This window comes from Marixanthomonas sp. SCSIO 43207 (assembly GCF_019904255.1).
Classification (GTDB): Bacteria; Bacteroidota; Bacteroidia; order Flavobacteriales; family Flavobacteriaceae; genus Marixanthomonas.
Genome location: NZ_CP063203.1, coordinates 37,776 through 49,504, shown reverse-complemented (window position 1 = coordinate 49,504; position 11,729 = coordinate 37,776). Strand labels below are relative to the sequence as shown.

Below are 11,729 nucleotides of genomic sequence, written 5' to 3'. Positions count from 1 at the left end.
ATGAAAACTAATTTATTTATTGCTGGAGCGTGTAAAAGTGGAACTTCCTATGTACATAGTTTTTTAGGGAAACAGCCTGATATATGCCCTTCCAATCCTAAAGAACCGTATTTTTTTGAACTTCCGGCTGAAGAACGGAATGAAAGTATGTATTATAAAAAGTATTTTTCAGACCATACCAATGAAAAATATTTGCTGGACGGAAGACATCGAACAATGTTTTTCTCTTGGATGCCACAAACAATTTATGACTATAACAAGGATAGTAAATTTATTTTTATTTTGAGAAATCCGGTAGATAGAGCTTATTCTCATTGGTGGATGTGGTATGCAAGGAAAATCATTAAGACTTCTTTCCATAAAACAATACGACGACAAGTAACAGAGATTGCTCAACATAATTTTTTTATGGAGATGACCCCTCACAGTTATATTGATTTTGTAAAAAAAGAATCTTATGACGGCAGAATGGCTTATGCAGATGCAGAGACCATAGTAGAATCAGGTTATTATTTTACACAGATTTCTCGATTTTTAGAGATATTTGAAAAGAATCAACTATTAATTCTTGACTATGATGAAATAAAAACACCGCACGTATTGGCAACAAAAATGAAAGAATTTTTAGGAATTTCTATACAGGTATCTGCAAAAGAACAAATAATAAATAAAGCACCTTCCTATGCAAAGCCAAAATTGTATGTGAGTACGTTTTTTCCTAAAACGATAAAAACTAAAGTGAAAAACCTATTTTTTTCAAAAAAATCGATTCCAAAAAAATCGAGAATTTTGTTACAGCAACAGTATCATGACGAAAATAAAAATTTATACGAAAAGTTAGGTATTACCTTTGCAACTAAATGGATGTAAGTAAGAATATGCGTCAATATAAAAAAATAAGGATTCTCTATACCATTCCAAACTTTAATACAGCCGGAAGTGGAAAGATAGTATATGATTTGCTAAAAGGGTTGGATCCATCCAAATTTGAAGTGGCAATAGCGTGCGCTCATACCAAAGGAGCCTTATTTAAAGAAGTAGAGTCTTTAGGCGTTCCTATCCATATTCTACAATTCACTATTTCCTATTATTTATATACCTTTTATAGGTGTTTTTTAAAGTTATATTGGCTATTAAAAGGAGAGTATCAAAATAAACTTAAAAGCTATCCATTTTTTTTTGAACGTAAATCTAAAATGCGTTTAGATTGGTATTATGAAGAAACCTATGCTTTAGGAGAAAAATATAAAAAAACATTTCAGACATAAATTATATTGATGTTAATTTGGAAGATTTAAATTCAAGTTTTGGATTTAAAAGAATAATTAAAAAATTTAAGTTGGAAAAACATATTAATTTTGATAAGCTTGAACCCCATATAGGTAAAGCAAGAAATTTAAAAAAAGAATTTTAATCAAACTAGAAAGTACATGTGTGGTTTTTTAGTAGAATATACCTTCACTGGCAAGTCAGGATTACCAAAAAATGACTTTATGAGTTTGCTTTCCATGTCACGATTAAGAGGACCTGATTCACAAAGATACATCTCTAAACAACCTAATTTACAGTTTGGTTTTAACCGGCTTTCAATATTAGAACTTTCAGAGGCTGGCGATCAACCGATCGTAAGTCACGATAAAAGATATATTCTGGTTTTTAACGGTGAAATATACAATCATCTGGATTTAAGAAATAGATTGAACTTCAAAGAGTTTAAAGGAGAAAGTGACTCCGAAACCATTACGGCTTGTTTTGTAGAGTGGGGAGTTCATAAAACTATAGACCAACTAAACGGTATGTTTTCAATGGCTGTGTATGATACGCTTGAAGAGGAGTTTTACTTAATACGGGATTTCGCTGGAATTAAGCCTCTGTTTTATGGTTGGGACGGTAAAACATTGCTAGTAGCGAGCCAGTATGACCAAGTTATTTCCCATCCATCGTATAAATCAAAGTCTATTGATAGCCAAATTCTTAAGCTTTATTTAGAGCAACATTATATGCCTGCTCCATTTGGGCTTTATAAAGATACTTTTCAAGTACGTCCAGGAGAGATTGTAGTGTTCAAAAAGGACAGATCTTTAAAAAAAATTAGATATTGGGAGTTAACTACAACCGTTCACTATACTATTCCAAATAAAAAAGAAGCAATCGAATATATAGAAGAAGCACTTTCAAATTCGGTACATCGGCAGTTGCTCTCGGATGTCCCTTTAGGAGCTTTTTTATCTGGAGGTGTAGATTCAAGCTTGATAGCCTCTTATATAAAAGATGCTAAAACTAAGCCTAAGGTTTTCACTATAGGTTCAGACAGTAAGGTTCACGATGAGTCATACCGAGCCAAACAATTTGCTCAAACTTTAGATTTACAACAAACAATATGGCACCTATCAGCAACCGAAGTTTTAAAATATTGGGATAAAGCCATGGACTCATTACATGAACCCTTAGCAGATTTTAGTGTCTTACCAACATATTTAGTTTCTAAGTTGACAGCTAGTAAATTAAAAGTTGCTTTAAGTGGTGATGGCGGAGATGAATTATTTTTTGGTTATGAACGGTTTTGGAGTGTCGGTAAAAACATACAGTTCCAACAGTATCCTAATATTTTGAGAAAGGCTATATATGGTTTTGATAGATTTATTTCTGGTAATAAAAGAGTAAATCGAGTATTGATGGCACCAAATCAAGGAATTGCGCATCAAGGGTTGCATTCACGTTTTAAAAAAAAATGGTTATATGAAGTTGCGCCAAATTTAAAAGATATTGAGTTGCCACAAGAATATAAAGTGTATAACTATCAAAACACTAAGGATATTCGTCAATTATTAATTAATATGCGAAAGGCCGAATTTTACGGGATGATGCAAAAAACGCTTAGAAAAGTTGACCTTGCAAGCATGGAAAACAGCTTAGAAGTACGGGTTCCGTTTTTGGATAAAAAAATGATTGAAGCAGCATGTCAAATAGATCCACTATTGAGTTATGGTGGGGGAAGACAAAAACAAGTATTAAAAGAGCTGTTGTCTAGTCGAATTCCAACAATACCCGAAGAAAAGATAAAAAAAGGATTTTCTATTCCTTTATCAGGATGGTTGCGTAAAGATTTGAAAAATATAGTAACCCAAAAAATTTTAGATTCAGATTTAACTTCTTATGGATTTGAAAAAATACATATTGAGAACATGTTACAATACCATATTAAGAGAAAAGAGGATTTAAAATGGCCCATATTCACACTGTATGCTCTAACAAAATTTAAATGAAAAAAATAAAAATTCTCTTTACCATACCTAATTTTGATACTGCTGGAAGTGGCAAAGCTCTCTTGAATATAGCTAAAGGATTGGATACAACAATTTTTGAACCCCATATAATGTGTCTACATAACAGAGGCGCATTTTTTAAGGTAGTGAAAAACTCCAAAATACCAATTCACGTACATAATTATATACCAACTTCAAGGCCTTTCCTACAAATGTTCAGGGAAAGTTGGCAAGTCTCTAGATATTTAAAAAAAATAAATCCTGATATTATTCACAGTTATCATTACAGTGCAAATTATACAGAAGCCCTAGCTGCTAAGGTAGCAGGAATACCTTGGGTCTTCACTAAAAAAAATATGAACTGGGGTGGAAATTCAAGTAATGCTTGGAAGTTAAGATCATTTTTAGCCAATAAAATTGCAGTGCAAAATACAGATATGTCATCTACCTTTTACAGGGGTAGTAAAAAAACTGTTTTAATACCAAGAGGAATCGATATCGCTCACTTTGAATCTAAAAATGATTATCCACAACTAGATAACAGATTTGTAATTTGTGTGGCTAATTTTGTGCCAGTTAAAGGTATTGAAACACTTATTCACGCTTTTTGTAAAGTAAGTAATAAACATAAAAATTGGAATTTATTATTGGTAGGTGATACGGCTAGTTCTTATGGAGAGGAATTAATAAATATTGTGGGGAATATAGGAATGAATAAGAAAATAACCTTTACAGGAAAAGTTCTTGACGTGAGACCTTATTTAAACCGTTCAGAAATCTTTGTGTTACCTACTAAAAATGAAGGGCGTAGAGAAGGTTCGCCAGTTGCACTTTTGGAAGCAATGGCAAATGGAAAAGTTGTAATAGGTTCCAATATACCGGGGATAAAAGATCAATTGGCAAATTTCCCTAACTTTTTATTTGATCCTTCTAAGGTTGATAATTTAGTTATAAAACTAGATCATTATATGAATCAATCGAAAGATGAACTAAAAAAAATAGGGATGTCTTTTTGTAAACATGTAAAAGTAAATTACCCAATTGAGAAAGAAATTAAAAAACATGAGGCACTCTATAATACTATTGTAAAAAAATGAAAATAGGGTTACTACTTTCTTCACCTCCGGGATATTCAGAGACCTTTTTTACTTCCAAAATAAAAGGGTTACAAGCTCAAGGGCATTCGGTATTGTTGATTACAGCAGCTACATCACAACAGTTTACCGGGTGTAAACACAAAACACATCCTCGTGTTGCCAAGTCAGTATGGATGCAGTTGGTTCGTTTTTTACTAGTAGGCATCACATTGTTGCCCTATCTACAAAGAGTAATTCGTTATATTAAACTAGAACGCAATGAAGGAACATCGTTAAAACGAGTCATTGAAAAAACGTATTTGAATGCTACGCTCTTAAAACTGGACGTAGATTGGTTGCATTTTGGTTTTGCTACGATGGCCATTGATAGAGAGCTGGTCGCTAAAGCAATTGGTGCAAAAATGGCTGTTAGTTTTAGAGGGTTTGATATAGCAATTTATCCTTTGAAACATCCTAATTGCTACCATAAACTATGGAAGTTTGTTGATAAGGTACATACCATATCTAATGATTTATTAGTAAAAGCGCATGCGCTAGGATTACCTAAGTCAATATCCTTTCAAAAAATTACTCCGGCTATCGATGTAGCTTTTTTTAACAATAATTCGCTTGCAAAATCGGTAGAGCAACCTATTCACTTTTTAACAGTAGGTCGCCTTCATTGGAAAAAAGGATATGTACAAATGCTTGAAGCATTAGCCGAATTAAAACAAAACGGAACTAATTTTACGTATTCCATTATAGGAGGTGGGTCTAAACGAGAACGAGAACGAATTGCCTTCGCAGCATTACAATTAGACCTTACAGATGAGGTTATATTCAAAGGAATTTTAGATTCGGAAGCGATAAAAGAAGAATATAAAAAAGCAGATATATATTTACAATATAGTATTTCTGAAGGATTTTGCAATGCTGTTTTAGAAGCGCAAGCCATGGGCTTATTATGTATCGTCTCAAATGCAGAGGGTCTTTCTGAAAATGTGTTACACAATCAATCAGGGTGGGTAGTACCTATGCTTAATCCACTGGCTCTAAAGACTCAAATTGAATATGTATTAAACCTTTCTGATACCATACAAACTATAAATAGACAACAAGCCAAAGATCGAGTGCGAAAGGAGTTTACTATAGAAAAGCAACAACAAGAGTTTGTGAAGTTTTATACATAAAGTTTCAGTTCTAAGGAAGCAGGAATAGTTGACAATTAATATATATGTTGTCAGTTCGAGTGGTTTCTCCTAAGTGTAGCTTAGGAGAAAATGTATCGAGAACGCTTTTAAATTCCAAACATTCATACTGTGAAAACTTAAAATGTTTATACTCTTTCCAGCTCAGACAGTACTTGTTACACTAGCATTACTTCCAATCTCACTCAGTAATTGGAAGATCATCAAAAAAAAATACCGGAATAGCTACAAAGCTAAGCAGCTCCAAATTCACTCGACCTAATAATTGGTTTTTATACCGTCAGTTCGAGTGGTTTCTCCTAGGTGTAGCTTAGGAGAAAATGTATCGAGAACAGTAAATAATGTGATGTATAAATATAAGAACACTTATATTTACGGTAATGAAAATCTTTTATCCCAAGCCGCTGTATGATGCCAATTACCGAGGCCTTACGTTTCCCTTATTAAAACCCTTTATTAAGGGTGCTTCCTTTACCGATGCGCAGCGTGTTGCTATGTATGGGGTTTCAGAAAACGATGTGCAGCTTACAGCCACGATGGAAGAGGCAGCAGTCGCTATCTTACCCATGGCATGGCAATACCATCAAAAAACAAATACGACCCAACAAGCTCTAGAATTTATAGCAGATTGTAATCGTAAAAAGAAACAAGTATGGGGTTTTAATGCAGGTGACTTTGGGGTTAAAACACCAGCTCTACCGAACGTTACTTGGTTTCGCTTGGGCGGAAACAAGTCTCAATTTACTGAACAAGAATATACCATACCGCCCTTTATCAATGATCCTTTAGAAAAGCACTATCAAACCCATAACATTACCGAACGACCATACCAAAACAAACCGGTAATTGGATTTTGTGGGCAAGCAAATGCGTCTCTTTTGCAAAAAGGAGAGGATGTATTAAAGATTGTAGGTCGAAATGTAAAGAGTAACATAGGCCTCACTCAAAACACACCACAACCCCTTATTGCTACGTCTTATCTGCGCGCTTCTCTTTTACAGACGTTGGAGCAGTGTTCAAAAGTGCAAACAAATTTTATAAAAAGAAAACAATATAGAGCCGGTGTAAAAAAACAGAAGGATTCTCATGCTACAACAAAAGAGTTTTATGATATGATTCATCAAACCGATTATACATTGTGTGTGAGAGGAGCCGGAAACTTTTCAGTACGATTCTATGAAACATTGGCAATGGGACGTATTCCTATCTTGGTTGATACCGATTCCCCCTTGCCTTTTCAAGAGATACTTCCATGGAAAAAATATGTGGTTTGGGTTTCCTATAACGAAAGACGTGCTATTTGCGAAAAAGTAAAGACCTTTCATCAATCATTATCTGAAACAGATTTTATAGCTTTACAACACGCCAACCGAACCCTTTGGAAAGATAATTTGACAATGGGAGGGTTTTTTAAACGATTTTTTCAACCTAATAGCTTAATTTAACTTGCTTTAAGTGTTATTCAACTCTCTTGATTTTGCTGTCTTTTTACCCATAGTGTTCCTACTGTATTGGTCTATATGCAACAAACGAATTCAGTATCAAAACATATTGATGTTGGTTGCAAGTTGTTTTTTTTACGGTTGGTGGGATTGGCGGTTTTTATCACTTCTTTTATTTAGTACAATTGCAGACTTTATAATAGGATTACAGCTGCATAAAAGAACCCGACCTAAGCATCGAAAATTACTCCTCGTATTAAGTTTAACGGTAAATTTGGGATTGTTAGGGTTTTTTAAATACTATAATTTTTTCATCGATAACTTTACAACTGCATTTACTTTTTTCGGAGGTACGATTCAACCAAATACATTAAACATTATTCTACCGGTTGGGATTTCATTCTATACCTTCCAAACACTTAGTTATACCATTGATATATATCGAAGAAAGTTGGAGCCTACTACCAATTTTATAAGCTTTGCAGCTTTTGTTTCCTTTTTTCCGCAGTTGGTAGCAGGTCCTATTGAACGGGCTAGTAACTTATTACCTCAATTTCAGAAAAGAAGGGTTTTTAACAATGAGGAAGCAGCGATAGGGATACGGCAAATTATATGGGGCCTTTTCAAAAAAGTTGTAATTGCAGATAATTGTGCACAATTTGTAAACGAAATTTTTAATAATTATGCAGCACATTCTAGCACAACATTAATTTTGGGTATAGTTTATTTTTCTTTTCAGATTTACTGTGATTTTTCAGGGTATAGCGATATTGCTATAGGTACAGCTCGGCTTTTTGGATTCAAATTAATGGTGAATTTTCGATATCCGTATTTCTCTAGAGATATAGCTGAGTTTTGGCGTAGATGGCATATTTCTTTGTCAACTTGGTTTCGAGATTATGTGTATATACCCTTAGGAGGAAGTAGGGTTTCCCAAAGAAAACAAATTAGAAACGTTTTTATTGTTTTTATAGTAAGTGGTTTCTGGCATGGTGCCAATTGGACATTTATTATTTGGGGAGCTATAAACGCGTTGTTTTTTATTCCTTTATTACTTTCGAATAAAAATAGAAAGCATACTGATACAATAGCTGAAAATAGTTTTTTTCCATCCTTACGTGAATTAATATGGTTGTGCGCTACCTATATTATTACATTATTTGGATGGGTGTTTTTTAGGGCTAATACGCTTAAGGATGCTCTAGCATATTTACAGGAAATGGCAAAAGGAGACTTCAAAATTGAAATGCTACATATTGAACGGTATTCTTTTGAAATGCTTCCCTTAATTTTATTATTAATAAGTATAGAATGGGTTTCAAGAAAAAAAGAGTTTCCATTGCTTTCTTCTAAATTCCGCTATTTAAAAACTTTTGGAATCATTGTTTTAATTTTGTTGTTTGGTAGCTTTTCAGAAATTCAAGATTTTATTTATTTTCAGTTTTAAATGAAACAGTTTATAAAATATATCATAAGTTTAATACTCGGGCTATTTATCATAATGGTAGTATTAGATCTTTTTTACACATATGTCTATAATACAGGTAGTTATAGAAATAAAGTGATGTGGATGCGGGATATGGAGTCGGTATCTTTGGATTATGCAGTTTTTGGTAACTCTAGAGCAAACTATTCAATCAATCCTGATATAATTTATGATAAAACTGGAAAGGAAGGCTTAAACTTTGGGATTAATGCATCAGGTCCATTTGAAGTATATCTAACGATTAAAGAGTTCTTAAAAAAACATTCAACAGAAAGAATATTTGTACAAGTAGATTACACCTTTTATCAAACTACACCAGATGATGTAGGACAATTATCTTGGATTCCATATTTGAAAGAGAAGCAAATTATTCAAGAATTTAAAAAAAGCGAACCTCATTATACATATCTATATTACGTTCCATTTTATAGATATTTAAAATATGATTCAAGAGTAGGTTTTAGGAATATGGCTTTAAGCTTTATTAGAAAACCCCCTAATTTTTTAAATAATAGAGGATATCTAGAAAGGGAGGGGAATTTAAAAAATGATGAATACTATGAATATACTTTACAAGCAAAATCAAATCCTTATATTAATAAAATTACTGAGTTATGTAAAAACAACAATATTGATATAGTGTATTTTACAGCTCCTATTTATAAACCTTCCGAAACCTTTTCAGCCCTGGAAAATAATCTTTCGAATTATTATGATTTATCAGAAAGTATTAACAAAAAAAAATATTTTAGTGATCATACTCATTTAAATACCGCAGGAGCAATGCTTTTTACTAATAAATTTATAGAAATGTTTTACTCACGTTCACCAGTAAATTAATTATACATACGTGCTATTTACTTTTTTAAAATACCTTCAACCTACTCATTACTTTCAATTGTACCGTAAAGATGGGCGTTCGGTATTTCCTATTCCTGAGCAGTTACCTGAAACAGTTTTAAAATACCTCCATTCTAACTCCCATTTTACTTCTGAAAAGGCAAAAAGGTATGACCTGTCTTGGCAAGCTATTCAAAAAGGATACATAGGAAATGCTCCAACATACACCGAATTTGAGAAAGTCCCTATTAGTGATGAGTATGTATTTATTAGACTGTATTTTCATAAAGCATGGGTGTTTTATGTGTTAATTCTTAGACTTTTCAGCTTTAAAAATCCGATTACCGAAATACAAAGTTGGCTAAAAACGAAACATATAAACCGTTTTACATATCACACAGACCCAATAAAGCAGACAAAATGGAATACCAACTCTAATCAGGTAATCGATGATAAGGTTTCCGTTATTATTCCCACATTAAACCGCTATACCTACCTGAAAGATGGATTAAAAGATTTGGAACAACAAACTCATAAAAACTTTGAAGTACTTGTTATAGATCAATCAGAACCATTTGATGCTACTTTTTACGAGCAATTTTCACTAGACCTTAAAGTTGTTAATCAACAAGAAAAAGCATTATGGTTGGCGCGTAATACAGCTATACAAATGGCAAGTAGTTCTTTGTTATTACTGTATGATGATGATAGTAGAGTAGAGGCAGACTGGATTGAGAATCACTTGAAGTGTCTGTCTATTTTTAATGCTGAAATCTCATCAGGTGTTTCTATTTCGCAAACCGGAGCAAAAGTACCTGAAAACTATTCTTTTTTCAGAATTTCAGATCAACTAGATACAGGTAATGTATTAATTAAAAAGGAGGTTTTTAAACGCATAGGGTTGTTTGACCGACAATTTGAAAAACAACGAATGGGCGATGGTGAGTTTGGATTACGAGCCCACTTAGAAGGATTTTTAAATATTTCAAATCCTTATGCAAAACGATTGCATTTAAAAGTAGGAACCGGAGGTTTACGCCAAATGGGAAGTTGGGACGGCTACAGACCTAAAAAATGGTTTTCACCACGCCCTATACCAAGTGTAGTATATTATTTTAGGCGCTACTATGGTAAAACTCGCACACGTTTATTACTATTGCGCACTGTACCGCAGTCTATCATGCCATATCGTTTTAAAAGAAGTAAACTTTTAATGTTGTTGGGAGGACTAACCGCAGTAATTTTAGCACCTTTAGTATGTATACAAGTGATGTTGTCTTGGAGGCAAGCATCAAAGAAAATTAAACAAGGACCAAGTATAAGTGAGCTCAAATAAAATAGTATTGTTAACATCTGAATTTCCACCCCAACCTGGCGGTATAGGGAATCATGCCTATAACTTAGCTGAAGGCTTACAAGGTCATAATTATAAGGTAACTGTTATTTCTGATACCCGTTCAAAAACTGGAACGCCCGAAAAGCAGTTTGATAGAAGCTGTCAAGCAACAATTGTAAGAATATCTAGAAAAAACCTCGTTGTTACTTATTTTAAACGAATTGCTGTAGCGTTTAAGTATGTAAAACAGAACGATACGCTTATAGCATCGGGAAAATTTTCTTTATGGGTTGGAGCCTTTTTAAGTCTTTTTATCAGTAGAAAATACATTGCTGTTATTCACGGAAGTGAACTCCAATTGGGAAATCAATTTTTAAAAATAATTACCAATACTGCCTTAAAACAATTTCATACGGTAATTGCGGTGAGTAATTACACTAAGTCGTTGGTATCACACCTAGATTTCAATAATATACACGTTATTCATAATGGCTTCACATTACAAAAACCTATGGCAGTAGCTAAAAAACACAAGCCTTTGCCGGTACTCATTACAGTGGGAAATGTAACAGCACGTAAAGGACAACATAATGTAATCAAAGCCTTGCCTCAGCTATTAAAAATATATCCAGACTTACAATATCACATTGTTGGTATTCCAACTGAAAAAGAAAGGTTGCAAAAATTAGCCTTAGATTTAAATGTAGAACAAGCTGTTTATTTTCATGGCTGTGTTTCAGAAGACGAAAAAATTAGGTTACTGCAACAAGCTGATGTATTTATGATGTTAAGTGAAACGACCAAAACTGGTGATGCAGAAGGTTTTGGAATAGCCATATTAGAAGCCAATGCCTTAGGAATACCGGCAATTGGAGCAAGAAATTGTGGTATTGAAGACGCAATTAAAGATAAAAGTTCTGGAAGACTTGTAGTACACAATGATCCTTATCAATGTAAAGAAGCCTTAGAAGATATTCTTGAAAAGTATCAAACCTATGCTAATAATGCTACTTCGTGGTCAAAACAATTTTCTTGGGATAAAGTAATTTTAAAATATTTAACACATTTACAATAA

General features: G+C 33.3%; 10 protein-coding genes. All 10 read left to right on the top strand.

Annotation, left to right across the window (positions count from 1 at the left end; translation table 11 throughout):
* The 10 genes from INR76_RS00235 (at position 1) to INR76_RS00190 (ending at position 11,729) form a co-directional block, all read left to right on the top strand.
* On the top strand, positions 1-870 hold the full coding sequence (locus INR76_RS00235; protein ID WP_223108594.1) for a sulfotransferase domain-containing protein: 870 nt from the start codon (positions 1-3) through the stop codon (positions 868-870).
* A gap of 8 nt (positions 871-878) precedes the next feature.
* Positions 879-1,268: a hypothetical protein gene (locus INR76_RS00230; RefSeq protein ID WP_223108593.1), complete on the top strand. Its 390-nt coding sequence runs from the start codon at positions 879-881 to the stop codon at positions 1,266-1,268.
* 162 nt (positions 1,269-1,430) lie between these two features.
* Positions 1,431-3,266: an asparagine synthase (glutamine-hydrolyzing) gene (gene asnB, locus INR76_RS00225; RefSeq protein WP_223108592.1), complete on the top strand. Its 1,836-nt coding sequence runs from the start codon at positions 1,431-1,433 to the stop codon at positions 3,264-3,266.
* Positions 3,263-4,363 carry a glycosyltransferase gene (locus tag INR76_RS00220; protein WP_223108591.1) on the top strand — a complete coding sequence of 367 codons (1,101 nt, stop codon included), beginning with the start codon at positions 3,263-3,265 and terminating at the stop codon, positions 4,361-4,363. The genes asnB and INR76_RS00220 overlap by 4 nt, the downstream gene beginning before the upstream one ends.
* A complete protein-coding gene (locus INR76_RS00215; protein WP_223108590.1) occupies positions 4,360-5,532 on the top strand; it encodes a glycosyltransferase family 4 protein in 1,173 nt (390 codons plus the stop codon). The genes INR76_RS00220 and INR76_RS00215 overlap by 4 nt, the downstream gene beginning before the upstream one ends.
* Before the next feature lie 398 nt (positions 5,533-5,930).
* A complete protein-coding gene (locus tag INR76_RS00210) occupies positions 5,931-6,995 on the top strand; it encodes an exostosin family protein (RefSeq protein ID WP_223108589.1) in 1,065 nt (354 codons plus the stop codon).
* A gap of 10 nt (positions 6,996-7,005) precedes the next feature.
* On the top strand, positions 7,006-8,439 hold the full coding sequence (locus INR76_RS00205) for an MBOAT family protein (RefSeq protein ID WP_223108588.1): 1,434 nt from the start codon (positions 7,006-7,008) through the stop codon (positions 8,437-8,439).
* Between the two features lie 54 nt (positions 8,440-8,493).
* Positions 8,494-9,318 (top strand): hypothetical protein, encoded by an 825-nt coding sequence (locus tag INR76_RS00200; protein ID WP_223108587.1) that lies wholly within the window; start codon positions 8,494-8,496, stop codon positions 9,316-9,318.
* Positions 9,319-9,328: 10 nt separating this feature from the next.
* Positions 9,329-10,654 (top strand): glycosyltransferase family 2 protein, encoded by a 1,326-nt coding sequence (locus INR76_RS00195; protein ID WP_223108586.1) that lies wholly within the window; start codon positions 9,329-9,331, stop codon positions 10,652-10,654.
* Positions 10,641-11,729, top strand: a complete 1,089-nt coding sequence (locus INR76_RS00190; RefSeq protein ID WP_223108585.1) for a glycosyltransferase family 4 protein — start codon at positions 10,641-10,643, stop codon at positions 11,727-11,729. Before INR76_RS00195 ends, INR76_RS00190 begins: the two co-directional genes overlap by 14 nt.

What these genes read in the sequence shown, in the direction of transcription:
- INR76_RS00215 (WP_223108590.1), top strand. Translation starts at nt 4,360, where the DNA reads ATGAAAATAGGGTTACTACTTTCTTCACCTCCGGGATATTCAGAGACC.
- INR76_RS00230 (WP_223108593.1), top strand. Translation starts at nt 879, where the DNA reads ATGCGTCAATATAAAAAAATAAGGATTCTCTATACCATTCCAAACTTT.
- INR76_RS00235 (WP_223108594.1), top strand. Translation starts at nt 1, where the DNA reads ATGAAAACTAATTTATTTATTGCTGGAGCGTGTAAAAGTGGAACTTCC.
- INR76_RS00220 (WP_223108591.1), top strand. Translation starts at nt 3,263, where the DNA reads ATGAAAAAAATAAAAATTCTCTTTACCATACCTAATTTTGATACTGCT.
- INR76_RS00210 (WP_223108589.1), top strand. Translation starts at nt 5,931, where the DNA reads ATGAAAATCTTTTATCCCAAGCCGCTGTATGATGCCAATTACCGAGGC.
- INR76_RS00200 (WP_223108587.1), top strand. Translation starts at nt 8,494, where the DNA reads ATGGTAGTATTAGATCTTTTTTACACATATGTCTATAATACAGGTAGT.
- asnB (WP_223108592.1), top strand. Translation starts at nt 1,431, where the DNA reads ATGTGTGGTTTTTTAGTAGAATATACCTTCACTGGCAAGTCAGGATTA.